20 protein-coding genes are annotated in these 24,378 nt (G+C 45.2%); 6 read left to right on the plus strand and 14 right to left on the minus strand.

Annotated features, from left to right (window positions below):
• From rfbA to GWK09_RS05280, 6 genes are read right to left on the minus strand one after another with little or no spacing between them, the layout of a single operon-like run.
• On the minus strand, positions 1-861 hold the full coding sequence (gene rfbA, locus GWK09_RS05255; protein ID WP_163691941.1) for a glucose-1-phosphate thymidylyltransferase RfbA: 861 nt from the start codon (positions 859-861) through the stop codon (positions 1-3).
• The gene (rfbB, locus tag GWK09_RS05260) at positions 858-1,946 is read right to left on the minus strand and encodes a dTDP-glucose 4,6-dehydratase (protein ID WP_163692516.1); all 1,089 of its coding nucleotides are present in this window, start codon (positions 1,944-1,946) and stop codon (positions 858-860) included. The genes rfbA and rfbB overlap by 4 nt, the downstream gene beginning before the upstream one ends.
• Entirely contained in the window at positions 1,946-2,950 is a 1,005-nt protein-coding gene (locus tag GWK09_RS05265; RefSeq protein WP_163691942.1) for a hypothetical protein, read from the minus strand. Before GWK09_RS05265 ends, rfbB begins: the two co-directional genes overlap by 1 nt.
• Before the next feature lie 5 nt (positions 2,951-2,955).
• Entirely contained in the window at positions 2,956-4,638 is a 1,683-nt protein-coding gene (locus GWK09_RS05270; RefSeq protein WP_163691943.1) for a DUF6909 family protein, read from the minus strand.
• Positions 4,639-4,696: 58 nt separating this feature from the next.
• Positions 4,697-6,196 carry a GH3 auxin-responsive promoter family protein gene (locus GWK09_RS05275; RefSeq protein WP_163691944.1) on the minus strand — a complete coding sequence of 500 codons (1,500 nt, stop codon included), beginning with the start codon at positions 6,194-6,196 and terminating at the stop codon, positions 4,697-4,699.
• Between the two features lie 5 nt (positions 6,197-6,201).
• Positions 6,202-7,071, minus strand: a complete 870-nt coding sequence (locus tag GWK09_RS05280) for a M23 family metallopeptidase (protein WP_163691945.1) — start codon at positions 7,069-7,071, stop codon at positions 6,202-6,204.
• 196 nt (positions 7,072-7,267) lie between these two features.
• On the opposite strand from GWK09_RS05280, the gene tatA reads away from it, so the two are divergent.
• The 4 genes from tatA (at position 7,268) to GWK09_RS14940 (ending at position 11,414) form a co-directional block, all read left to right on the plus strand.
• Positions 7,268-7,450: a twin-arginine translocase TatA/TatE family subunit gene (gene tatA / locus GWK09_RS05285; RefSeq protein WP_163691946.1), complete on the plus strand. Its 183-nt coding sequence runs from the start codon at positions 7,268-7,270 to the stop codon at positions 7,448-7,450.
• A gap of 331 nt (positions 7,451-7,781) precedes the next feature.
• The gene (locus GWK09_RS05290) at positions 7,782-10,637 is read left to right on the plus strand and encodes an OmpA family protein (RefSeq protein ID WP_239530687.1); all 2,856 of its coding nucleotides are present in this window, start codon (positions 7,782-7,784) and stop codon (positions 10,635-10,637) included.
• A gap of 221 nt (positions 10,638-10,858) precedes the next feature.
• The gene (locus GWK09_RS14935; RefSeq protein WP_204260358.1) at positions 10,859-11,029 is read left to right on the plus strand and encodes a DUF6747 family protein; all 171 of its coding nucleotides are present in this window, start codon (positions 10,859-10,861) and stop codon (positions 11,027-11,029) included.
• A 214-nt stretch (positions 11,030-11,243) separates the two neighbouring features.
• Positions 11,244-11,414: a DUF6747 family protein gene (locus GWK09_RS14940; RefSeq protein WP_204260359.1), complete on the plus strand. Its 171-nt coding sequence runs from the start codon at positions 11,244-11,246 to the stop codon at positions 11,412-11,414.
• Between the two features lie 41 nt (positions 11,415-11,455).
• Here GWK09_RS14940 and GWK09_RS05295 read toward each other — a convergent pair whose 3' ends face one another.
• The 3 genes from GWK09_RS05295 to GWK09_RS05305 all read right to left on the minus strand — a co-directional run bounded on the left by GWK09_RS05295 (position 11,456) and on the right by GWK09_RS05305 (position 15,352).
• Positions 11,456-12,436, minus strand: coding sequence for a DUF4837 family protein (locus GWK09_RS05295; RefSeq protein ID WP_163691947.1), 981 nt, complete (start codon positions 12,434-12,436; stop codon positions 11,456-11,458).
• Between the two features lie 28 nt (positions 12,437-12,464).
• On the minus strand, positions 12,465-14,048 hold the full coding sequence (locus GWK09_RS05300) for a lytic transglycosylase domain-containing protein (protein ID WP_163691948.1): 1,584 nt from the start codon (positions 14,046-14,048) through the stop codon (positions 12,465-12,467).
• 110 nt (positions 14,049-14,158) lie between these two features.
• Complete coding sequence (locus GWK09_RS05305; RefSeq protein ID WP_163691949.1) at positions 14,159-15,352, minus strand: phosphoglycerate kinase; 1,194 nt, start codon at positions 15,350-15,352, stop codon at positions 14,159-14,161.
• Positions 15,353-15,460: 108 nt separating this feature from the next.
• Between GWK09_RS05305 and GWK09_RS05310 the strand changes: the two genes are divergently transcribed.
• Positions 15,461-16,612, plus strand: coding sequence for a DNA polymerase III subunit (locus GWK09_RS05310; protein WP_163691950.1), 1,152 nt, complete (start codon positions 15,461-15,463; stop codon positions 16,610-16,612).
• A 31-nt stretch (positions 16,613-16,643) separates the two neighbouring features.
• Complete coding sequence (locus GWK09_RS05315) at positions 16,644-17,042, plus strand: DoxX family protein (protein WP_163691951.1); 399 nt, start codon at positions 16,644-16,646, stop codon at positions 17,040-17,042.
• Here the strand turns inward: GWK09_RS05315 and GWK09_RS05320 are convergent.
• From GWK09_RS05320 to GWK09_RS05340, 5 genes are all read right to left on the minus strand, one after another.
• A complete protein-coding gene (locus GWK09_RS05320) occupies positions 17,039-17,554 on the minus strand; it encodes an OmpH family outer membrane protein (protein WP_163691952.1) in 516 nt (171 codons plus the stop codon). The two genes, GWK09_RS05315 and GWK09_RS05320, sit on opposite strands and share 4 nt — an antisense overlap.
• Before the next feature lie 248 nt (positions 17,555-17,802).
• Positions 17,803-18,630, minus strand: a complete 828-nt coding sequence (locus GWK09_RS05325; protein ID WP_163691953.1) for a class I SAM-dependent methyltransferase — start codon at positions 18,628-18,630, stop codon at positions 17,803-17,805.
• A 72-nt stretch (positions 18,631-18,702) separates the two neighbouring features.
• Positions 18,703-20,571, minus strand: coding sequence for a tRNA uridine-5-carboxymethylaminomethyl(34) synthesis enzyme MnmG (gene mnmG / locus GWK09_RS05330; protein WP_163691954.1), 1,869 nt, complete (start codon positions 20,569-20,571; stop codon positions 18,703-18,705).
• A gap of 3 nt (positions 20,572-20,574) precedes the next feature.
• Positions 20,575-20,994: an rRNA maturation RNase YbeY gene (ybeY, locus tag GWK09_RS05335; protein ID WP_163691955.1), complete on the minus strand. Its 420-nt coding sequence runs from the start codon at positions 20,992-20,994 to the stop codon at positions 20,575-20,577.
• Positions 20,987-24,337, minus strand: coding sequence for a DUF4175 family protein (locus tag GWK09_RS05340; protein ID WP_163691956.1), 3,351 nt, complete (start codon positions 24,335-24,337; stop codon positions 20,987-20,989). The genes ybeY and GWK09_RS05340 overlap by 8 nt, the downstream gene beginning before the upstream one ends.
• Positions 24,338-24,378: the final 41 nt, after the last annotated feature.

The raw sequence follows: 24,378 nt of genomic DNA on the forward strand, positions 1-24,378 counted from the left end.
TTACTTCATCAATCCCAGTAAATATTCTCCGTACCCACTATTTTTAAGCGGCTCGGCCAGTTTACGCAATTGATCCTCCCCAATATAACCCATGGTATAGGCGACCTCTTCAATAGCGCCCACCTTCTGTCCTTGTCGGTTCTCTATGACCTCTACAAACTGAGCCGCCTGCATAAGGGAGGAAAATGTGCCTGTGTCTAACCAGGCCGTACCTCTGTCCAGGATACTGACCTTTAATTTTCCTTTGTTCAAATAGGCCTTATTGATATCGGTAATCTCTAGTTCTCCCCTCTGACTTGGTTGTATGCCTTTCACGATTTCCACGACCTCATTGTCAAAAAAATAGATCCCGGGAATCGCATAATTCGATTTTGGGTGTGTTGGTTTTTCCTCTATTGAGATTGCTTTACCATTTGTATCAAACTCAACTACTCCATATCTCTCGGGGTCCTGGACATGATACCCATAAATGATCCCTCCTTGAGGATCGTTGTTCTGCTGAAGCAATGATGCCAATCCCGCTCCATAGAAAATGTTGTCCCCGAGGATAAGTGCCACCTTATCCGTCCCTATAAAATCCGCTCCGATCAAAAAGGCCTCTGCGATCCCCTTTGGTTCACTCTGTATGGCATACGAAAAATGACATCCCAATTGGGTGCCGTCGCCTAGCAACTCTTTAAAGAGATGTGCGTCATTTGGGTTCGTGATAATCAGGATATCCCTAATACCCGCCTCCATCAGCGTAGCCAGAGGATAATAAATCATGGGCTTGTCATAAACCGGCATGAGTTGTTTGCTAACAACACGTGTTATAGGATAGAGTCGAGTTCCTGAACCTCCGGCAAGGATAATTCCCTTCATTTCAAATTCTTTTTGATATGTCGTCTGCCGCTGTACATTGCTTCATAATAGCGCTTGTAAGATCCGCTGGTAATATTTGCCAACCAATCCGAATGATCTAAATACCATTGAACGGTCTCTTTCAATCCTTTTCGAAATGGTGTATGAGGTTTCCACCCCAGCTGGCTTGATATTTTTTTAGAGTCAATCGCATACCTTAGATCATGCCCAGGCCTATCAGAAACAAAGTCGATCAGCTTTCTGGAAGTTCCCTTTTCCCGATCCTGTAAAGAATCCAAGAGATCACATAATTCGCTTACCACATCTATATTGCGCCATTCATTTTTACCTCCAATACAATAGGTCTCTCCCGGTTTCCCTTTATGGAAAACCAGATCAATGGCATTGACATGGTCTTCAACATACAACCAGTCGCGTATATTTTCCCCTCTGCCGTAAACGGGAATCGGTTCTTGCTTTAGGATATTATTAATGCATAAGGGGATCAACTTCTCGGGAAACTGGTAAGGACCATAATTGTTGGAACAATTGCTGATCAAAATAGGAAGCCCATAGGTAGTGCCGTATGCCCTTACAAAGTGGTCGGAAGCAGCTTTTGACGCTGCGTAGGGAGAATTGGGATTATAGGGAGAGTTTTCATTGAATTTGCCGGATGCAATGGATCCATAAACTTCGTCCGTGCTGATATGATAAAATCGCTTTTTCTTGAGATCCTTCCCCCAGCTATGTTTGCAGGCATCCAGAAGATTGACTGTCCCTGCTATATTAGTTCTTAAAAAATCAGAAGCGTCTTTAATGGATCGGTCTACGTGAGACTCCGCAGCGAGGTGGATGACTGCGTCAAAATTGTGTTCTTCAAAGAGATCTGAGAGCAAGGTTTTGTCGGAGATATCCCCTTTGAGAAATTGGTAATTGTCAAAGAATTCAACGTCCTTTAGGTTTTCCAGGTTGCCTGCATAAGTCAGGCAGTCTATGTTGGTAATACGATAGTTGGGGTAGTGATTTACAAGGTGACGGATCACATGAGAGCCAATAAATCCGGCGCCTCCTGTTATCAAAATATCTCTATGGGATTGCTCCTTCATCATTCAAGCTGCATTTCCTTCGCCTTTTGATTCAGATACCTCACAAAAGAGAACAGAAAAAATATACCTATGAAGCTCAAAGGGACCCAGGCAATTTTCTTCTGAAATAAGGGTTTTTGCACCTTGTGGGGTTTCCCAAAATTAACCACCGTTATTGCGTCTTTACGCTTTTCGAGTTCAAGCTTTTTAGATTCTGTTTCCTGTATCAGTCGGTTTTTCAAATTGAGCAACGAAGGGATATCCAGGGATTCCTGATTCTCGAGGACCAATCGCCCCTCAGATGAAGCTTGTTCCCTTAGCATTTTTTGGGTGTAATTTGATATAAGCAAATCGATCTGGGAGATCAGGGAATCATTCCGCTGAATGCGGTTTTGAGCATTTTCAGTATAGACCTTTAAAAGAGACTGATAGTAGGAATTGGAATTGATGTAATCCAGGATTTTTCGAGCATACTCTTCACCAATACTTGAATCTTTAAAGTAGAATGTAATTCTATGATCTTTGGTAGTCTTCTCCTCCAATTCGGACCTGACCAAATCCGAAATAGCCTCTGAATTCTCAAAATCCTTTAACAGTTCAATAAATTTCATCTCATCTTCTTTCGAAGAACTTCCCTGTACCTTTACCTGGGATATTTCAATTTCAAATCCTTTCATCCGGGCAATTTCCATTCCCAGCTCAGAGAAAAATACCGTGTCCTTAGACCTGATGTCTGATTGTATTTCAGCTACCACATCATACAGGTAGTTTTTGGTTTCTATATTTGGCGTTACGATCACATCCAGTTTTTGCTCCTCCCCTGTTAAAAGCTTAAGACCGAAGCCTCCAAGAGTGCCAACGACGATCAATATGGAAAGGATGATAAGGTTCTTTTTCAGGTAAAGAAAAATGCTTAAGAAACCTCTGAATAAGCGGTTGAACCCTTTCCCGATCAGCGCAAAGAGCTGACCCAGGTCGATTTCGTCACTGGGCTCCATTTTTTTTGGTTGAATTTCCTTGGACATAGTGGTTAGTTAAAAATCTGTTTCAATATCTTATCCGTGATCAAATACGTTGGTTTCACTCCCGTGGTACCCAGCCCTCCTGATGCCAAAGTACTTCCTGTTTCCAAGGGATTGTCCGAGGCGTAATAGGCGTATCTCACTTTTACGTCTTCCCGTATGCTCTTCCGGATCTTGGAGGCCGACTGAATCGCCTTTTGATAATGCACGCCCTCCATTTCCAGTCCGATCGCGCCCCAGGTTGATTCGTGGAAGAACTTCAAAATATCCTTGTTCTGTAATGACGTGCCTAAAACCGTCACCATAGTGCCTTCCAGGACCTTCAGGCCATTTCCCCTGAAATCATCGGCTCTGAACTCGTTATCAAATGGATAATTGTCTGCTGTTCCCTCAAAGATATGGGCCGTCGGGATCATCAGATCCCCCTTCCCTCCTTCGAGGATCCCGGCTTTACCCATGATGGAAATAGAGGCCACATCCAGGTACACCGGCTTCTGCCTTTTTCGTTTATAAGGTTTTAACAGCTCATCTATCGTTTCAAAGGCCTGCTCTCCAAAGGCGTAATCCATTACGAAGATAACAGGTTTTTTTGCTTCGGGGATATTCTCATCCAATTCATAACAACAGGCGTCCCGGCCCAGTCTTGCCATGTCGAAGATCTGTACGTCTATATTTGTGCCGGATCGGTCGTTGATCTCGATCATCCCGTTCTTTCGGGCTGAGGTGAGTACTTTTTCCCTCAACACGCCATTTTTCTCCAGGCTGAGCTGCTGGAACATCTCCAGTTTCCCTTCTCCCGGAAATTCCTTTCGCAATGCTTTTTTCGCGTACAGGGAGTTCAAAACACTGTGCATGTTGGCACTGATGATGTGTATGGGCCTTTGCAATAGCCCATGCTTGTGGAGAACCTCCTTGATCTGATCTGCCCATTGTTCGCCGTGAATGTGATGCCCGAGTCGCTCCCTTAACAGGGTGCTGAAGGTGATGATCCTCTTCTCTCCGCCGGTCTCTTCCTCAAGAGCGAGTTTCCCTAGCCAGTAAATGATCTTCAGGAATCGCTCCGGGTCCTTTTTGGTGGCGAGTTTCTGATACACTTCCATGGTCTCTACAAAGGACCTGCCGAGAATATTCGCTGTGTGGATCAGGGCGACCTCTTTTTCGGCCTGACTCAACTTGTTCTTATTTGCGGCTTCTTCGAGCTTTTGCCAGTCCCTGATGGTCTTGTCCGTATCTTCGATCAGGACTTTTTTGCAGATCTTACCCGATTCGATAAAAAGAAAGGTGAGGTGGGTTAGGATATCGTAAATATCGGAACGGCCACGGGTGATCTCGATATTCATCTGTTCCGTATCGATCCGGTAACAATTGCGCCTCCTTTTAGGAGGTATAATCGGATGAAAATGAGATTTGGAATACCCTTCATCTGAAGTGAGGTTGATGAACCGGCACTGTTCTATTCCTTCCGGAAGCCTCTCAAGAACATAGATCAATCCATTGAGCTCTGATTTTTCTTCGGCTACGGAGCCGTAGATTTCCGGCCTGAGCAACAACAGGGCATTTCTAAGGGTTTCCCCCGAAACTCCCATGGGCTTATAGAAACCCCTGTTGAACAGGTGACGCATGGTAATATACAGTCGCTCAATGGCGTTCGTAGACTCCTGCGCGCGTGTTGTATTCTTGATCTTGCTCATCTTAAGGGCAAAAATACATTATATATCGAAGCCAGCCTTTGCATTTATGGCGGTGTTTCTATCCCTGGGACAGTTTTTCCAGTCCCTCTGCCACCCTCCTGTCATTCGATAATCGCTGCACCTTGTTCTGCCCACCGAGTTTGCCCAAAGATTTCATATACTCCTGAAATCCTGATTTTCTTACCGGGGTGATCTTTAAGGGTTGCAGTACCTTTCCTTTGATCAGGTCGAAATAATAGCTGTTCTGTTCCTGAAGAGCTTTGTCGAGGATCTGGGCGAATGCCTCCATGTCATCGGGTCTCTTTACGAATTCTATGAACCATTCGTGATAAGGCAACTCCTTTCTTTGAGGGGTGATCTGAGGTGCCACAGTGAACTCCTGTACCTGGGCCCCTGTTTTTTGAATCGCCTCCTGCATGGCGTATTCAACTTCCTTCGCTATCACGTGCTCACCAAAGGCTGAGATAAAATGTTTGATCCTCCCTGAAACAATGACCCTATAGGGTTTCAGAGAAATAAACTGAACGGTATCTCCAAGATCATACCCCCACAGCCCGGCATTGGTCGAGATCACCATGGCATAATTCACTCCGATCTCCACATCCGCGATCGTGAGCCTCTTTGGATTCTCATCATTGTATTCATCTGCCTTGATGAATTCGTAAAAGATACCAGAATCGAGCAGGAGGAGCATCCCTTTTTCTTTCTGACTGTCCTGATAGGCAAAGAAGCCCTCACTGGCGGGAAAGAGTTCAATACTGGCCACTTTACGCCCGATGAGCTCCTCAAAAGTGGAACGATAAGGCTCGTAGTTGACCCCGCCATAGATAAAGAGTTCAAAATTCTCAAAAAGGCCCCCTACTTTCTTTCCTGATACTGCATTCAACTTCTCAAAATACATCTGAACCCAGGAAGGAATGCCCGCAATGACGGTCATGTCTTCCTCCAGGGTCTCTTCCACTATTTTGTCCACTTTGGTCTCCCAGTCTTCGATACAATTGGTCTCCCAGCTCGGCAGGCGGTTTTTCTGAAGATAATTGGGCACATAATGGGCGGAAATCCCGGAAAGTCGGCCGAATTTGATCCCGTTCTTCTCCGAAAGCTCGGGGCTGCCTTGTAGAAAGATCATTTTTCCATCCACAAAGGAGGCTCTTCCGGTCTCATGGATGTAATGCAGGATGGCATCCCTGGACGCCTCAACCTGATATTTTATGGATTCCCCGGTGATTGGGATGTACTTTGCCCCTGAAGTGGTACCGCTGGTCTTGGCAAAATAATCGGGCTTGCCAGGCCAAAGGATGTCGCTTTCCCCACCAACGACCCTTTCGATGTATTCCCTTAAGGCCTCGTAATCCCTTACGGGCACTTTCCTGGCGAAATCCTCATAGGTATGGATGCCGGCAAACCCGTGATCCCTCCCGAATTGCGTATTTTTTGCCTTGCTGAGAAGTGCTTTGAACACCTTTTCCTGAGTCTCCAGGGGGTCCCTGGCCCATTTCCGGGTCCTACGGTATACTATTTCAGCAAAGATGCGGGCTGCGATTGCTTTAAAAGACATAGGATTTAATTGAAGTCAATATAATCCGACGGATTTACCGGGCTGCCGTTGTTCCAGAGCTCGAAATGCAGATGCGGACCCGTAGTCAGCTCTCCCGTGTTCCCTACTGAGGCAATGACCTCACCTGCCTTAACGATGTCTCCCTGGTCCTTGCTCAGCGATCCATTGTGTTTGTATACCGAAATCAGGCCTTCTTCGTGTTCCATGATAATGACGTAACCCGTACCCACGGTCCATTCCGAGAAAATGACCGTCCCGTTGGCCACGGCCTTGACCGGAGCATCCCTCTCTGCCGCAATATCCACTGCAAAGTGTTTCTTTTTGGGGTCATAATCCTGGGAGACCACCCCTGAAACAGGGGAGAACAATACCGGACTACCCCCGTTGATGCTTCTTTGGAAGAGATTGTACTTGTCTTCGAGTGCTACCTGGGCCCTGAGGATAGAATCTTCCCTTATGGGGGTAAGATCAACCGTTGAGGGATCGATCTTAAACTGAGCAAACAGGGAATCCCTGTTGATCTCGTTGTTCTCTACATCCCCTCTTAAAACCATGCGAATATTATCTAAATACCGATTGGTATATTGTAAAACATTTACCAGGGAATCGGTCTTGTAGGTGAGTTCCGTAGCTTGCTGCTTGAGTCGGGTTGACGAATACCCCGGAATATATTCCCTCAAAGGGGTAAAGGCGATGAGTAATGTAGTCAGGGCGATCAGGACAATAATGAAAAGCGTGCCTGTAATAAAAACATTCAGCCTGCTTAATTTAAAAGAGATCTTTTCTTCAAAAGTACTCTCATTCAGGATCACCAGGCGGTACTTGTGCAGCAGCTTGCGCTTGATTTCTTTCCTTTTTTTGCCTTTTTTTTCCATGAATCACAAAGATACATTTCGATTTGAATATCAGTCCACAACAATGATAAAATTGCAATACCCCTCCGTTGGTCCTTAGATTGAAGACCGAGAAAAAAGTTAACATTTCCAAGCAATTAAACGCACATCTTAACGTTTTATATTCCATCAGTCTATCGACTTTTTTACTACCTTTGTTTACTAATCTATTCAAGTGATGAACTTAGCAATACCTTTTCTGGCCATAGGCCCCTGGCAAATAGCCGTAGTCGTAGTCTTAGTGCTCCTTTTATTCGGCGGAAAGAAGATTCCCGAACTCATGAGGGGTCTGGGCAGCGGCATCAAGGAATTTAAAGATGCCTCCAAGGAGGATGACAAATTAGGGGAGAAGAAGGATTGATCTCCCTTTTTATAAACTTATAGCACCCCAAAAGGGTGCTTTTTTGTTTTCAATACGTTCAAGAACCCTTTTCTCTTTACACTTCCGGGTTGTTTTTGTAACCCACCTAATAGTCATACGCATCATTCTGCGTCCGAAATCTCCTCCCCTTGCTGTTTACATCAAAGCCTGTGTTTCAGGCCGTTCCCGTATCCTTTCTACCTGGAAAGACACATAGAACAGGAATACACGACAAAAAACCTCCATTTCACAACAAAAAATAATGCCATAGCATGAGAACTTCTATTTTCGGCGTTATGTTAAAGGGGATTTTGTGTCCCTTGTAAACCAATTGATTAAAAACCTTAAAGCTCTTGCTGAGATCAAGGACAATAACGGGGATATCAAACGCATGAAACTCAGACCGCTTTACGCCTTAATGGTCATCTTTTTTTCGGGTGTCCTCAGCCTGTCGGCCGTATCTCCGAATACGGACAGGCCCGTTGAGGATGTCTCCACATACTTGGTTTTCAAGAGAAAAGCGAAGCAGCATCACATTGCTACCAAGACCATCACTGTTAGTTCGGCTATTTCTTCGGGCTATTATCTAGTAGCAGGGGTTTTCGGAGTTTATGATAACGCCTATTCCTACGCTAAGACCCTTAGAAGGAAAAAATTCGCGGCAGAGGTTTTTAAGAGCCCGGAAAACGGCATGCATTATGTTTATCTCCAAAAGACCACTTCGGGGGACCAGGCTATAGAGGCTTACCTGAACACTTCTTACGAAAAGAAAATGTGGATCCTGCAAGTGGATTCAGGGAATACGCCCCAGGCTGCCAGTATATCTCATTCTAAAGATGTCGCTGGCCCTCATGAAAATTCCCGTAAAACATTTCTTCAAACCGCTAAGAATATGGGTATTGCCACTAGAAAAGTAGAGGGACTTCAAGGGCTAACCAACGGATATTACGCGGTGGTCGGTGTATTTGGCGATATGAGCAATGTTTTCCGTTTCAAAAAATCCCTGGATGCAAAAGGGTTTAGAAGTCAGACTGTGGTCCATCCCGAAACCGGCCTGAATTATGTGTACCTTTCGCATAATACGGACTGGAAAGAGGTGCTTACGGAAGTAAGCAGTGGGTTCGATGGTCGCTACAAAGGCAAGACCTGGATCATGGAAGTGGATAACGGAATAGCTCCCGATCTATCCCCTTCGATGGAAAGGATCAAGAACCAAGTTATTGCTGATCAAAAGGTTCAAGCACCAAAGAAAACCAAGGGAAGGATCTCGTCCTCAAAAGATCCTCCAGCCAAACTCCTTCAGAAGGCAGACGCCTATTTCGACAAGATGTGGTATGCCGAAGCTGCTGAACTCTACGAAGAATACCTCAACGGTCATGAGGATCATTATTCCTATGAGATTCTCCAAAAAGCCGGGGATTCCCATTACTTCAATAGCAATATGGAACGAGCTCTATACTGGTATGATATTCTTTACAACCGTTATGCCGATGAGATCAGTTCAGAGAATATCTTTAAATACGCACACAGCCTTAAAGGGACGGGAAAATACTCCAGGGCAAAAAGGCTAATGCGCATCTATGACAGGCGGGTCAAAAAAGAAGGGATGCGCTACGCCGTAGACGACCCTCGCACTACTCCAAAAGAAAAAGCCCTGGACAATATCCTCAATACGGAACAGGAATATACTCTTCGGAATATTGCCACAAACTCAGAGTATTCGGACTTTTCACCTATGTTTTACAATGGGGATCAGCTGGTCTTCGCTTCCGCCATGGATTCTTCATTTTTCACTACCAGGCGGTATAAATGGAATAACCAGCCTTATCTGGACCTGTATGTGGCCAAGGTGAACCAGGAATCTCAGGAGGTAAAGGACGCTATCAAATTCTCCAAGAAGATCAACACAAAGTACCACGAAGCTTCCGTGACCTTTTCCCCGGACAATTCAACCATGTACTTCACCCGTAACAATTACGGCAAGAAACTGAAAAGGGATAAAAACGGAGTGAACAACCTTAAGATCTACCGATCCCGCAAAGTGGATGGAGCCTGGACAGAAGCTACCGAACTCCCTTTTAACAGCGACGAATTCTCAACGGGACACCCAGCCTTGAGTCCGGATGGTAAAAAACTATACTTTGTTTCTGACAGGCCCGGCAGCCTGGGGGAAACCGACATTTTTGTCGTCGATGTATTCGAGGATGGCAGCTTTTCAGAACCGCGGAACCTCGGTCCGGAGATCAATACGGAACGAAAGGAGATGTTCCCATTTATCACGGATAAAAAACTCTACTTCTCATCCAACGGACATATAGGTCTGGGAGGATTGGATGTTTACGAAGTGGCTTATACGGAAGAAGAAGGGTTCCAGGAGGTTAAAAACATGGGTAAGCCCATCAACAGTAAGAGTGACGACTTCTCCTACATTGTACATGAAGATACTCAAAAGGGCTTTTTTGCTTCCAACAGGCGGGGAGGTCAAGGAGATGACGATATTTATTCCTTCTCCAAACTCATGCCTGAAGAACTGAACCTCAATGCAATAGAAGGGGTGGTGACAGACCTGGTTACCGGGGAGGTAATGCCGGAAGCCCTCGTTACCCTTCTGGATGAGAACAACATCAAACTCAAGGAGGTCGTCTCAGACAAGGATGGCAGCTTTGTATTTGAGGATCTGGATGGAACTACCAAATATACGGTGAGGACTACAAAGGAAGGCTATTCTGAAGTGGTCATGAATGCGCCTACCGGGGACAATGAGGTCGTAAACGTGGAAGTTAAACTAGAAAAACTGGAAGACCTGATCGTTCTGGAAGAAGGGATCAAGAAGATCAAATTGAATATGATCTTCTTCGACTTCGACAAATCCTATATCAGGAATGATGCCGCTACGGAATTAAACCGACTGGTGGCGGTCATGAAGGAGAACCCGTCTATGGTCATCAAGATCGAATCCCATACCGACAGCCGCGGTCCTGCTGTTTACAACAAATACCTTTCTGACCGCAGGGCAAAATCGACCAGGGACTATATTATCTCCCAGGGAATCGACCCGAAGAGGATAGAAAGCGCCATAGGATATGGAGAAGAAAGACTGTTGAACGGGTGTGATGGCAGCATCCGATGCAGCAGTGAACAGCACCAACTCAACAGGCGCTCGGAATTCATTATCGTGAATATGTAACGCGTTTGGCACCCCAACCGAAAGGAAAACCACCTGGCCCAGAAGCAGGTGGTTTTTTATTGGGAAATTGGGCGTTTAGGGAGCTTTTTTCAGACGGATTTTTGCGATTACGGTAGTTCTCAACATCTTTTGACCGGTATACAACAAATCGGTGCCGGCCCAATACGTTCCTGATCAAAAAACAGTTATATCCCTAAAACAGTTAACCTAAATCTCACCATATGAATTATATTTTACTCATCAAGGAAATTTACCTGGAAGCCTTTAAAAATCTGGGATCTTATTTTGTGAAGAATATTTTCAAGGTCTTTACATGGTTCTGCCTGGCCTGTCTGGTGATCGTTCTTTACGCTTTCATTTTCAGGGTAGCCACAGGATTCGCGTTCGATTAACCAACCCCACTTTATTTTTCCAAAACACGGTGCATCTGTACCGTGTTTTCTTTTTCGAGCTGTATCGTTTGATCGGAAAAATACACCCGTTCAAAGATGTTCAAAAGACTCGAAAACTTGCTAATCTGATTTATTAGCTTTTCGTCTATAAAGTATACTACTTCGAAGTAAGAACATAATCTTTGTCCTTGGATAAACACTATTAAACAGGGATATGGATAAAATTCTACTCGTTAAAGAAATTTACATTGAAGCATTCAGGAACTGGAGGAACATCTTCCTTAGAAAGTATTTTAAGGCTTTTTCCTGGTTTTGTTTTGCCTTGTGGGTCATTACCATGTACGCCTTTATTTTCAGGCTTTCCACAGGATTCGCATTCGATTGATAATCATAGCGCTACCGGATTAGGTAGCGCTTTTTTCTTCTTTACTTTTTAAATTCAATCGTCCGCAGGATGGCCTCGAGTTCAAACATGTAGTCTCTTTTGTTTGTTGCCGGGGCAAAGGTAAAGCCTTCCACCACTAGTTTTCGGTCATTCTTTTCGTCATCGATGACAAAGGTCGCGAAAGGACCCGCCATGGGATAGTTTTCCATATCCCAAATACTCCTTACCTCAAGGGCCTGATGGCCGTCTATTTCCGTTTTAAAGAAATGCGGGGCAAAGGCATCTTCAGTGGTCATGTAGGTCTTTTTATCGCGCATATCAGGCCCTGGGATATACTTCTCTCCGATCGAATCCCTCATCCTGATGAAATCGACCACCAAGGTTGAATCATTGTTCAGGGCGTTGAAGGGAATCTCATAGGCGATTATGTTCATGCTTCCTTTCTGAATCTCCCGGTCTATCCAGACGAAGTTGTCCTCTTGTTTTCCCAACTTATAGATTGAGGGAAGGCGAAAGGTCACCCCAAACTTTTCCTCAAGCAGCCTATCCTTGTTTAAGGAGCGCAGAAACCGCCTTTGTGTCTCTTCCAATTCCATTTCCTTGATGGAAGCGATAATTTCATCAGCATGGGAATCAATATTTTCAATGATCTCTTCCTGTGTCCTCCCCTTGATCACTCCTATCCGCTGAGGTGCGGCGTAGAGGTCCGACTTCATATGGGCTACGTTCACGGTATCTATGTCCACAAATAAAACCGCCCGTCGGTACCGGGTGGTACCTGTAAAGACTTTTTGGGGCATTTGTTCCAGACTGAATACGGGTTCATCCCAGGTAAGGCCTACCACCGGGGCAGCGAAGTGCTCCCTGATCTTATCCCCGACGGGGCCTTCCCAAAGGTTGTTTTCAATCACCACACCCACGCTGTTGATAGCGCCAATGGATTCGGGTCTATAGGTTTTTTTTGGCCCATCATTGCAGGAAACTGCAATTACGGCTAATAATAGCAAGAAATAGTGTCTCATTTTTATGTGCTCTAGGGTATCTCGATATTCATGAGGAGCAGGCACACAATTTGAGTTTAGTGCCCGGCAACAACTTATTACCGCGAATACCGTTCCATTCTCGTAAATTCTCAATAGTAATTCCGGGATATTTTTGCGAAATGGTCCATAAGGAGTCTCCCTCTTTTACCGTGTGGAATTTTATCTCGCTGTTGTTCAGAGGTTTATCCGATTCCTGTTGTGCTTCTGCCGAGACGTAAGGTTTTCTGGGGTAGATCGTAAGGCGATCTCCTATCCTCAGGGTATTGCTCCTCAAGCCATTCCACTCTTTTATCTGGCTTACCCGAACGCCGTATTGCTCCGCGATCTTTCCGAGATAATCTCCGCTCCTGACTCTGTATCTGATCCTGTCCTCTGCTTTTACCAGCTGTGGAAGGGGTGTTTCCTTTGACTTTAATTCCTCTTCCACATAGGCGTAGATAGAATCTTCATTGGCCACAAACTTTCCGATCTCCCTTTTCGGCAGCCTGAGGGTATACTTCTTTTCCGGGATATAGGGGATGATGTTCAGTTTGTAGGAGGGATTTAAAACAGTGAGTTCCTCCACACTTACATCCACTAATTTTGAGATCTGTTCAAAGGTGATCAATCGCTTCACGTGCACCGTATCTGTTTCAAAATAGGGCCTTGGTGCCTCCACTGCCTTGAGGCCGTGTTCCTCTGCGTACTCAAACAGATACATGGTAGCCAAAAAGGCAGGAACATAGCCCGCGGTCTCCCGGGGGAGGTTGCGCCTGATATTCCAATAGTTGGTATAGCCCCCTGACCTTCGTATCGCCTTATTCACGTTACCCGGTCCTGAATTATAGGCCGCCAGGGCAAGATCCCAATCCCCGAAGATGTCGTAAAGTTTGGAAAGGTACTGGCAGGCGGCTATGGTCGATTTTACAGGGTCACTGCGTTCATCCACATAGCTGCTTACATCCAGTCCATACATCTTTCCCGTTCCATACATGAATTGCCAGAGGCCGGTCGCCCCCACGCGGGATTTTGCTCTTGGATTTAAAGCTGATTCAATGATCGCCAGGTATTTGATCTCAAGAGGTATGTTGTGTTTGTCTAATTCCTGTTCAAAGAGAGGAAAATAAAACTGGCTTGCGGTGAGCATGCGCTCCATCAGGTCCTTTTTGCGGATAAGGAAGGACTTGATAACGGATTCCAGAGAAGGGTTGTATGAAATATTGAATGGGGTTTTCTGATCCAGAGCCTGCAGGCGTTCCTTGAGCAGCTCTGTATCCAGTACAATGCTTTCAAGGCCGGTAGTATCAGCCATGATCTCTTCCAGAAGGTTGACTTCCTCAAAGATCTGGCTCGAAAGTTCCGCATTCTGATAAAGTTCGGATAACCACAGGCTATCGTACCGGGCCGCATCGGGATGGTCTTTGAGAACCACCTTCTTGTCTGCCCTGATCCAAAATGTGGAATCCCCTTGCCCTTTATCCAAAAGCGTATCCCTGTCCGTCATCAAATCCCTTCCTTTTGCCATTTCAGGATTTGCAGGTGCCTGGGCCAACATGAAGTGGAACCCTCCCAGAAGGAAGCAGGTAAGCAGCTGATGTCTAAGTGTGTACATTGTTTTTGAATTGACTGTGGGGATGAACGAAAATGCGATTTTTTTCCGAAAGAAGAAAATAATCTTTGGGCTGGCCTTCCGTTCTCATGGCCTGCTTTTAAAAAACGGGGTTAATCTTTCATTATTGCTGCAATGCCCGGTAACACCCTGCCTTCCAGGCTTTCCAGCATGGCCCCTCCGCCTGTGGAAACGTAACTTACCTTGTCTTCAAAACCGAACTGTTTCACCGCTGCCACCGAGTCGCCTCCCCCCACAAGGGAAAACGCGCCTTCTTTGGTCACATCTTCGATCATATGGCCTACTGCGATAGTTCCTTTGGAAAAATTATCCATTTCAAATACCCCTACCGGACCATTCCAAAGTATGGTCCTGGAGGCCTGTATCACTTTTTCGAAGTTTTCCAAAGTCTTTGGGCCGGCGTCCAGTCCCTGCCATCCTTCCGGGATAGCATCTACGGCCACCACTCTTGTTTTCGCTTCATTGTTAAAATCATCAGCAGCCAGAACATCCACCGGGAGGTGTACTTTAACGCCTTTTTTCTTAGCAGTATCCAGTATTTCCAGAGCCAGCGGCATCTTGTCATCCTCGCATATGGAGGATCCTACCCGGCCCCCTTGTGCCTTGACAAAGGTATAGGTCATGCCTCCTCCAATGATGAGGTGGTCCACCTTGCCGAGAATGTTTTCGATGATGGTGATCTTGGAGGATACCTTTGCTCCTCCCAAGATAGCAGTTACGGGTTTCTCCCCTGTCCTCATTACCTTGTCTATGGCTTCGATCTCCTTTGCCATCAGATATCCAAAACACTTCTGACCCGGGAAGTAATTTGCCACGATAGTGGTGGAAGCGTGCGCCCTGTGTGCCGTTCCGAAAGCATCATTCACATAGATGTCCCCAAGTTGAGAAAGTGACTTTGCAAATTCGGAATCTCCTTGTTCTTCCTCCGCATGGAACCTGAGGTTTTCCAGCAGGAGTACCTCCCCGTCTTCGAGTTGATCGACAGCCTTTTTCGCCTTGGGTCCTGAGCAGTCCTCTGCGAACTTAACCTGTACCCCAATGATATCACTTACAGCATCCATGATATGTTTGAGAGACATTTCAGGTACGACTTTTCCATCGGGCCTGCCTAAATGACTCATTAGTACGGCACTTCCGCCATCTTCCAGCACTTTGAGCACAGTGGGTTTGGCGGCTTCTATGCGGTTGGTATCTGTTACCTCGAACTTACTGTTTAAGGGCACATTAAAATCGACCCGAATCAGGGCTTTTTTGCCTGAGAAATCAAAATCATCAATTGTTTTCATGCATTGGTGAATTAAGGAAAAACAAATGTAAAGAATAAAAGGACGAGGGGAAAGCAGGCCTTTGGATTATCCGGCGCAAACCATTCCTAATTCTTTATCTTTGATCCCATGCTATTTCAGGAGATCTTAGGGCTGAATCACATCAAAAAACACCTGACCCACAGTGCTGAATCAGGGAGGATCCCGCATGCCCAACTTTTTGTAGGGCCTGAAGGCTCGGGAACACTCCCGGCGGCCCTGGCATACGCACAATATATCCTTTGCGGTAATACCGGGGGTGAAAATTCGGGAGGGGATGAAGCCTGCAATCTGAAATGCCGGTCCTTCTCTCACCCCGACCTGCATTTCGCCTTTCCGGTTGCGAATACGGAATCCGTAAAGAGCCATGCCGTAAGCAATCATTTTCTCTCAGAATGGAGGCAATTCCTGAAGGATGATCCGTATGGCAGCCTTTTCGACTGGTACCGATGCCTCGGGATTGAAAAGAAGCAGGGGCAGATAGGTGTCGATGAGGCCATGGACATCGTCAAGAGACTCTCCCTTAAGTCCTACGAAGGTGGTTACAAGGTGATGATCATCTGGATGGCCGAAACGATGAACACGGCAGCCTCCAATAAGTTGCTGAAACTCATAGAGGAACCTCCGCATAAGACCATCTTCTTATTGATCGCAGAGGACGAGGAACAAATTTTGCAGACCATACGATCTCGCTGCCAACTCCTGCATTTCCCGCCCCTGTCAGAAGATGCCATTGCACAGGCCCTTGTGGAACGCGGAGTAGCCCGGGAAGAAGCGAGGCATCTGGCGCACGAATCGAATGGGAACTTCAACAAGGCCCTGGAACTGATGAATAAGGATTCAGAAGAGTTGATCTTTGAGAAGTGGTTCGTCCAGTGGGTGAGAAGCGCTTTTCAGGCGAAGGGCAAAAAGGCGGCTATACACGAACTGATCTTGTGGAGTGAAGAGGTGGCCAGAACCGGAAGGGAAACACAAAAGAATTTCCTCAAGTACTGTATGTCTGTTTTTCGGCAGGCTATGCTTGTCAATTATAAAGCTGATGCGTTGGCCTATATGAAGATCCATGTTGACGGGTTCCAATTCGATAAATTCGCAGGCTTTGTGCATGAGAATAATGTGGTGGGGATCATGGAGGAGTTGGAAAAAGCCATTTATCACGTGGAGAGAAACGGAAATTCCAAGATCATTTTAACGGATCTATCCATCAAAATCACAAGGCTCTTACACAAGCCGGCTGCTTGACCTTACCATAGTAATCAATAATAAACCAAATATGAAAGGCTTTACAGAAAATTTACCCCAATTATTGCTGTTGCTCTTTGTCGTAATTACTTTCCTTCAGAGCGGCCTGGATAAGGTTTGGGATTGGAAAGGAAATCTATCCTGGCTCAGGGAACATTTCTCGAAGACTCCGCTGAGGAATCTAGTCCCATTACTTCTTCTCGTGATTACCATCATGGAATTATTGGCTGGTATAGCCAGCCTGGTGGGAGGAATACAACTGATAGTGTCGGGTTCTAATGAGGTAGCCCGGGCGGGAGCGGTTCTCGCCGCCATTTCATTGTTGATGTTATTGTTGGGCCAAAGAGTCGCTAAGGACTACGATGGGGCTAAGACCATCGTGATCTACTTTATTCCTACCGTGATCCTGGTGCTGCTCCTGCAATATTAATTCCCCTGGGGCTGCTCCTCTGCGTTAAGAACTTTGAGAAGATCATCGGTTATGTCCTTGGCTTCGTCTCCATAAAGGACGCTTCCTCCTTCACCTCCGCCTAGAATGAAAGTATATCCGTTTGCTTTCCCGTAGGCCTCGATCTCTTTCCTAACCTTTTGGACTACGCTGTCCATCTCCGCCTGTCCCACTATGTTGAGTTGCTGTTCTTGCTGTTGTAGCATCTGACCCATGCGCTGACCTTTTTGCTGCAGGTTGCTGAAGGTCTCCTGAGCCTTGGTCTGACTCATCTTTTGCATTTCGATTTCCACGGCCTGGGCCTCATTTTGGAAGACCCTTGAAATACTGTCTCTTCTCAATTCGAAGTCTTTCCGCTTTTCGGCAAAGCGCGCTTCTACCGCTATTTTTTCCTTGTAGCCGTCCATAAGTCGGACGTTGTTTACAAAACCGATCTTGTCTTGCTGGCATCCCCAAAGAGAAACCATGGCTATAATCATTAGGACTTTCTTCATTTTAATTTATTTATTCGCCAAAAATAGTAAAGGAAAATTGGTAATTCTGATTTCAATACGATTTTCTCTTTCGGAAAGAATTACGTAGCATTTTAATATATAAACGTTCTCTATGCATTTGATATTTTTAATCAGATATAACTATTGATAAGGCGCTAATTTAAAGCGTTCTAAGCCTTTTTCTTTTCGTCTATAGGTATGTCGTTTTTAGGATAAAGATAGAGGCTTAGAGATGATCTGAATGCCTTTCAGGCCTTTTTAAGTACATATATCATCGAAGAGTATTCTCCGGTTCTCCAACCGTGGAAGTTGGATCGTATTCCCGTCCAGAGAGCGTTCATCCAACTGTGCTTTCCACCCCTGTACTTTTCCGAAAGAAGAGAAATATAAAAGGAGTCAAAAAGCATGGGCCGTACTCCAATAACCTTCCACCCTTTCCTTCCAAAGATCTTTTCCACAGAAGTCCGTGACAGATGCCATACATGTCTGGGCACATCGTAGGCCGCCCAATACTCCCCATAGACTTTAGCGTCATAAGACCTGAAGTTAGGCAAGGCAATAAAGAGCGTTCCATCTTCCTTGATCCGGCTCAACAGAGCATCTACCTCTTTATCCAGATCGCGAAAATGTTCCAGCACATGCCAAAGGGTGAGCACATCGTACTGCCTATCCGGAATTTCTAAGAGCGATGGCTGTAAGCAGACTCCTTTCTTACTTGCAGCATTCCTGGCCCTTGGATTAGGTTCAACCCCATCCGCTTGCCATCCCCTGGATCTCAAATAAGAAATAAACGAACCCGTACCAGCCCCTACGTCAAGAACCCTGAGATTCCTTCCCGCAAAAGTTCGTATCCACGACTCCTTCTTTTTGAGACTTACTCTTTTAACCAGTTGGTATATTTTTTCAACTAAAGTTTTCGACCGGTCTGTATGAGAAATATAGGTTTCGTGTTCATAATAAGTCTCCAGATTTTCAGGACAAGGGGTGGTTTTGAGCAGCTGCAGTTCTTTGTCCATCATCAGGGTAAACTCCTTTCCCGTGAAGGCATGATCCCTGGTTCTTAAATAGAATTGCATCTTGGATAGATTAGTAAAACGAAGTGCTGAAAAGTAATTCCGGGTAGAATGTTCCACGTGGAACAATTTTTATCATCGCCCCAGGAAAACTAAAAGTACGCTGATATCACTGGGTGATACCCCGCTTATTCTGGACGCCTGTGAGATCGTCACAGGCCGTATAGTTTGCAGTTTTTCTCTTGCTTCAAAAGAAAGAGATTTGAGTTTTGTGTAGTCAAAATTATCGGGGATCCTGATATTTTCGAGTCTTTGAAGTTTGTCTGCATTACTCTTTTCCTTCTCTATATATCCCGAATACTTGACCTGGATCTCAGCCTGCTCCATCACCTCCCGATCAATGTTTCTTTCCTTTACATAGTCAGAAACCTCCTTGAGCTGTAACATGTGTTCCATACTTACCTTAGGCCTTGAAAATACCTTAAACATCTTATCAGCCTGCTTTACGGGAGCAGATTCAACCTCTTCCAGGATCTGATTCATATCCGTTGGATCAAAACTTGTGTTTCGGAAGAACTCCACAAATTCCTTTGACTTTCTTTCTTTCTCCTCCATCTTCCTCATTCTTTCTTCTGAGGCTAACCCAATTTCATATCCTTTGGGTGTAAGACGCAGGTCCGCATTGTCTTGTCGTAAAAGCGTTCTGTATTCCGCCCTTGATGTAAACATCCTATAGGGCTCTTCAGTACCCTTTGTGATGAGATCATCTATGAGCACACCTATATAAGCCTCATCTCGCTGCAGGGTAAAGGGTTCCTTGTCGTGAATCTTCAGATGCGCATTGATACCCGCCATCAGCCCCTGTGAAGCCGCTTCCTCATATCCTGTAGTTCCGTTGATCTGTCCTGCAAAATATAAGTTCTCTATGATCTTAGTTTCCAGTGTATGTTTGAGCTGAGTAGGGGGGAAATAGTCATATTCTATAGCATAGCCTGGCCTAAAGAACTTAACCTTTTCAAAACCGCGTACTGTCCTAAGGGCTTTGTACTGAACATCCTCAGGCAAAGAAGTAGAAAAACCGTTTACATAGACCTCTACCGTATTCCATCCTTCCGGTTCCACGAATATCTGATGACTGTCTTTCTCTGCAAAACGATTGATCTTATCTTCAATTGATGGACAATATCTAGGGCCAATACTTTTTATCCTTCCGTTAAACATAGGAGATCTATCAAACCCCTCCTTTAAAATTTCGTGGACCTCTTTTGAGGTATGGGTCATAAAACAATCCCGTTGGGTTTTTAAAACTGGAGTGTCAAGATATGAAAATTTCTCTGGGAACTGATCTCCTGGTTGAGGGATCATACGTTCGTAATCGAGCGATCTGCCATCTACCCTCGGAGGCGTGCCTGTTTTCATCCGCCCACTGTCAAACCCGAGATCCACCAGCTGCTCAGTGATTCCGGTTGCCGCCTTTTCACCGGCTCTACCACCCCCAAATTGCTTCTCGCCTATATGTATAAGTCCGTTTAAAAATGTACCATTGGTCAGCACCACCGATTTGGCCTTGATATCCAAACCTAAAGAGGTACGAACCCCTGCTATCCTGTTTCCTTTTACCAATAATCCCACCACCATTTCCTGGTAAAAGTCCACATTAGGGGTGCCTTCCAACATCATCCTCCATTCCTCTGCGAAACGCATTCGGTCATTCTGTGACCTTGGACTCCACATAGCCGGACCCTTACTCTTGTTGAGCATTTTAAATTGTATGGCCGATTTGTCAGATACTATCCCACTATAGCCTCCCAAAGCATCAATTTCTCTTACGATCTGCCCTTTTGCAATGCCTCCCATAGCAGGATTACAGGACATCTGCCCTATCGTCTGCAGGTTCATTGTGACCAGCAAAGCCTTTGAGCCCATATTAGCCGCTGCCGCGACCGCTTCCGCTCCTGCATGGCCTCCACCCACTACAACTACATCGTATTCTTTTTCAAACATACCTTATTGTTCCACGTGGAACATCTTCATCTTTTGTTCCTCTAACTTCCTCATTCTTTTCTGTTCCCCTTCCGTCTTATCATTATAACCCATCAGATGCAATACCCCATGAACCATGACCCTTTTCAATTCATCCGGGAAAGTGGCTTCATATTTCTTTGCGTTATCTTCGACCCGATCCTTTGATATAAAAATGTCTCCTTGCAATTCACGGCCTTCGGTGTAATCAAAAGTGATGATGTCGGTATCATAATCGTGGTTGAGATACTGTTTGTTCATACGCCTAAGTTCCACATCGTCCGTAAAAACATAACACAAATCAACTAAATTGAAACCCTCCGATTGAATTACCTTTTTCAACCATTCGGTATATTTTTCTTCTTTCTCCAGGGTAAAAGAAATATTATAACAGAACTCAATCATCCTCCCGAAAATATCGCTTTAAAGCCTCTCCATAAAATTCCTGCAAAGGTAAGGCTTGTCTCTGTAATAATTCCATTATACCCCGGTCTTTCAACAACTCCTCTCTGCGTAAAATAAGCGGTCTTTCAAAACGCTCCTGTGCTTTTTCACTTTCCCTTTCATCCTTTTTGCCCTGCTCCATGGCCGCATTCTCCAACCTCATTAATTGTTGCTTAATTCTGTTCACCTTTTCCATGGTTCGCCTGGTGATCCCATTCTCGAGAAGATCATTTTCAAATTCCTCCATTTGCCTCGCAAGTCTTTGAGCTAAGCCTCTTTCCTCCTGATTGATCATATTTTGCAACTGTTCCTCTAATTTAGCGCGAATCAATTGCTGTTGTTTGTATATTTCATACAACTCCCCCATATCATCCTCTTGCGATGGACCGTCTCCTGCATTTCCCTTCTCCTTTCCCATTCTGTCCTCTCCCTGACCGTTATTCTCCTGACCTTTGCCTTCCTGTCCCTCTTTCCCTTTTTCTCCCTCTTTTTCCTGCCCAAGCTTCTGCATACTCCCCTCAATCTCCTGCTGACCCCTAATTATATCCGGCAATTGGAAGCCATCCCGGGGACTGCCGGTGCCCTGACCCTGGGCCAGGGATTGTTGCATATTCCCCAATACATCCGCAAGAAAGTCTGCCAGATTATTCGCTGCTGTTAAGACCGACTGCTGATGGGCGCCTGCCCGATAGGATTGCCCATCCGACAAATTCTCCAATGAACGGTCTATATTGTAGTACACTTCCGTGATCTGTTCATTTACAAATTCCGATATCTCTGCCTGTCTAAGGGATAAGGCGAAGAGGCTGTCATCTACATGCTCAAACAATTCTCTGAGCCTCTGCTCCTCTCTAACCACGCTTACAGCAAATGCATTCCCCTCCCCCTCCTCGGTCAACTGATCCAGCAGATCTTCCTGCTTTAAAGAAAATATGATGAGATTTTCAAGAATCTGCCTGAGCATCTCAGCATCCTCAGCCATACTTTCCGCCCCACCACTCATAGCAGATTGTTGCAGCGCTTCCGACATCTTCTTCATCTTATCAGCTGCGGATTTTTGTCTTTGTTTTGTGCTTTTAGCTTCTGTATTATTATCCCCGCTATCCTCCTGCTCGCCTTGCTCCTTCAAATCCTCTTTTGCCTTCTCTATGTCTTCTTTAACCTTTTCCTTCAGTTCAGCTCCCGTGTCTATGGGTAGTGGTTTTTCTAATTCCTTATTAGCCTTTTCCAGGTCTTCCAGTCCTTCGTCAATCTTGTCAAACTCTGATTTAATTTGTTCTTGCTCGTTTAATCTCTCTTTAGAAGTGCCGGCGTTTTCAGCCAATTTCTCCTGCCTGTCTCCAAGCTTATCTAAGTCTCTTGCCAATTTACTGGCCTTTTCTGTCACATAATACTGTTTGGTGAGCTCTAATAATTGACTCAAATTTCTTTTGTTATTTTGTTGCCGTTTACCCACCTCTTCCAGTTTTCTGGACAGTTCTTCCTTATCAATCTTATCCGCCACTTTTTGGAGTTCTTCTAAAAGTTTTTCATTCCTTTTCGCCTCCAATTCTTGCCTTTCCAGCCTTTCTTTCAATAGCCTATCCAACGTTTCCTCCTTATTGTTCCCAATTGTCTCCTTAATTTTTTTGCTGAATTTTTCCATAAGGGCTTCCTGCTGACGTTGAGATTGTAAGAAATCTTTAAGCGCTTTTTGATCATTGTAATCCAACACGTTCTTTTCCTTCTGATTCTGCTCCAGGTCTTTGAGTCTTTCTTCCTGTAACTGCAATTCCTCCAAACCCTTATCCCACTCTTTCAGGGTTCTCTTTTGTTCATCCAACCGTTGTTCCTGCATCTGCGCTTCATCCAGTATCTCCATGCTGAAAATCCTGCTCTTGGCGGTCTTGCCCCTATGTCTGGTGTCGTTATCTGTAACCAGGAAATAGTAGTCATATACCGTCCCTTTCCGAAGATCAAGCCCCGTTGGAAAAACATAGGCGAACATATAGTCCTTCTCCTTTGGGCGGTCTAATTCTAAAATTGAATTCTCCTTATCTACCCCTTTTTCATAATAGACCAATTCGAGTCGAGCTACCTGGTAATCATCACGGGCCCTTCCTTCATATCCTAAATCGCCTGTGATGGAATCCCGGATTTCATCTACGGATATAGATGGGGGTTCGTCCCTTACGACTCTCATTGTATAACCGAGTCGTTCGTAATCATTAAGTTCCCTATTGGATGTTGAGATCTCATAGATCAGGTCAGATTCGAGAAACATTTCCAAGACAAATCGATCCCCCTGCTTACTAAAACTACGGGTAGTATCTTCTGTGATCTGATTTACTTCTTCCGTATTACCAGCTTTTACATGCCATTTCACACGGGTCCCTTCAGGAATAACCGCATTCCCCGTACCTTTTAAAGTATCCGTCTTCCGACCAGTATAGTCAGGAAAATTAAGGACCGTCTGAAACTGTTCGATCACAGGGGGGTTCAAGGTTTCCAGGGTATAAGTCCTGGATTTCACCTCATTGGCCACAAAATAGAATTCCTGACTTCCTTCTGGCGCCGTAAAGGTGTACACATAATGCCCATCCTCTTCGTGCATTAACTTCTCCACCCCCTCAACGACGATACGAGCATTTTCCGGTCTTATTTCTCCCTCTGTTCCCACGCGCAGCGTAAAATCCTTTCTTGCAATCGTCTTCAAAGAAGGATTTAAAATAAGGAATCTAAATGGGGCCGGTTTTTCGTAGGCCAAATCATAATGCACTACACGGTCAAGGGAATACAGATATTCCCCAATCTTTCCAGAGATCCATAAAATTGCAATCAACAGCATGGGAATGGCCGCATAACGCGCGTACGAGTAACTCTTCTTAAGATCGATGGCCTGTTGAAAGGGAATGGGAGACAGGGCACGAGAACGTTGTTCCACGCTGGCGAGTAAGAGTTCGCTTTTCTTTTCATCCGCAGACAGGTCGAGCAGGTTCACCAGTCTGTCTCCTACTTCAGGAAAATGATTGCCAATAATTCGGGCCGCCTCTTTCAGGCTGAGTCCCTGTTTTAGCCTGAACAGATAGAGGAGAGGAATCCCCAGGTATCTTATCAGTAAAAAAAGGGTTCCTGCGGTTGCCAATAGGAACAAAGCAAGCCTTGCTCCACTACCCAACCAGAAAAAGTACTCCAGGGAGACGAGCAATAGCAAAAACAACAGTCCCATAGACACAAAGAGAAAGGCCCCTTTGATCATACGGGTCTTGTAATACTTCGTGATAAAGACCGACAGTTTCCCGAGTATGGCATTATAGCTTTCCAAAATCCATTATATTTAATACCAAGATACCCGATATGCCAGAA

Source organism: Muriicola jejuensis (genome assembly GCF_010671595.1).
In the GTDB taxonomy this organism is placed as follows: Bacteria; Bacteroidota; Bacteroidia; order Flavobacteriales; family Flavobacteriaceae; genus Muriicola; species Muriicola jejuensis.

Bases quoted from the DNA above. Each gene is read 5' to 3' on its own strand.
- GWK09_RS05305 (WP_163691949.1), bottom strand. From the start codon at position 15,352: ATGAAAACAATTGATGATTTTGATTTCTCAGGCAAAAAAGCCCTGATT.
- GWK09_RS05270 (WP_163691943.1), bottom strand. From the start codon at position 4,638: ATGAGCAAGATCAAGAATACAACACGCGCGCAGGAGTCTACGAACGCC.
- GWK09_RS05275 (WP_163691944.1), bottom strand. From the start codon at position 6,196: ATGTCTTTTAAAGCAATCGCAGCCCGCATCTTTGCTGAAATAGTATAC.
- tatA (WP_163691946.1), top strand. From the start codon at position 7,268: ATGAACTTAGCAATACCTTTTCTGGCCATAGGCCCCTGGCAAATAGCC.
- GWK09_RS05320 (WP_163691952.1), bottom strand. From the start codon at position 17,554: ATGAAGAAAGTCCTAATGATTATAGCCATGGTTTCTCTTTGGGGATGC.
- rfbA (WP_163691941.1), bottom strand. From the start codon at position 861: ATGAAGGGAATTATCCTTGCCGGAGGTTCAGGAACTCGACTCTATCCT.
- GWK09_RS05325 (WP_163691953.1), bottom strand. From the start codon at position 18,630: ATGCAATTCTATTTAAGAACCAGGGATCATGCCTTCACGGGAAAGGAG.
- rfbB (WP_163692516.1), bottom strand. From the start codon at position 1,946: ATGAAGGAGCAATCCCATAGAGATATTTTGATAACAGGAGGCGCCGGA.
- GWK09_RS14935 (WP_204260358.1), top strand. From the start codon at position 10,859: ATGAATTATATTTTACTCATCAAGGAAATTTACCTGGAAGCCTTTAAA.
- GWK09_RS05315 (WP_163691951.1), top strand. From the start codon at position 16,644: ATGAAAGGCTTTACAGAAAATTTACCCCAATTATTGCTGTTGCTCTTT.
- GWK09_RS05265 (WP_163691942.1), bottom strand. From the start codon at position 2,950: ATGTCCAAGGAAATTCAACCAAAAAAAATGGAGCCCAGTGACGAAATC.
- mnmG (WP_163691954.1), bottom strand. From the start codon at position 20,571: ATGTTTGAAAAAGAATACGATGTAGTTGTAGTGGGTGGAGGCCATGCA.
- GWK09_RS14940 (WP_204260359.1), top strand. From the start codon at position 11,244: ATGGATAAAATTCTACTCGTTAAAGAAATTTACATTGAAGCATTCAGG.
- GWK09_RS05300 (WP_163691948.1), bottom strand. From the start codon at position 14,048: ATGTACACACTTAGACATCAGCTGCTTACCTGCTTCCTTCTGGGAGGG.
- GWK09_RS05295 (WP_163691947.1), bottom strand. From the start codon at position 12,436: ATGAGACACTATTTCTTGCTATTATTAGCCGTAATTGCAGTTTCCTGC.
- GWK09_RS05280 (WP_163691945.1), bottom strand. From the start codon at position 7,071: ATGGAAAAAAAAGGCAAAAAAAGGAAAGAAATCAAGCGCAAGCTGCTG.
- GWK09_RS05310 (WP_163691950.1), top strand. From the start codon at position 15,461: ATGCTATTTCAGGAGATCTTAGGGCTGAATCACATCAAAAAACACCTG.
- ybeY (WP_163691955.1), bottom strand. From the start codon at position 20,994: ATGATTGAGTTCTGTTATAATATTTCTTTTACCCTGGAGAAAGAAGAA.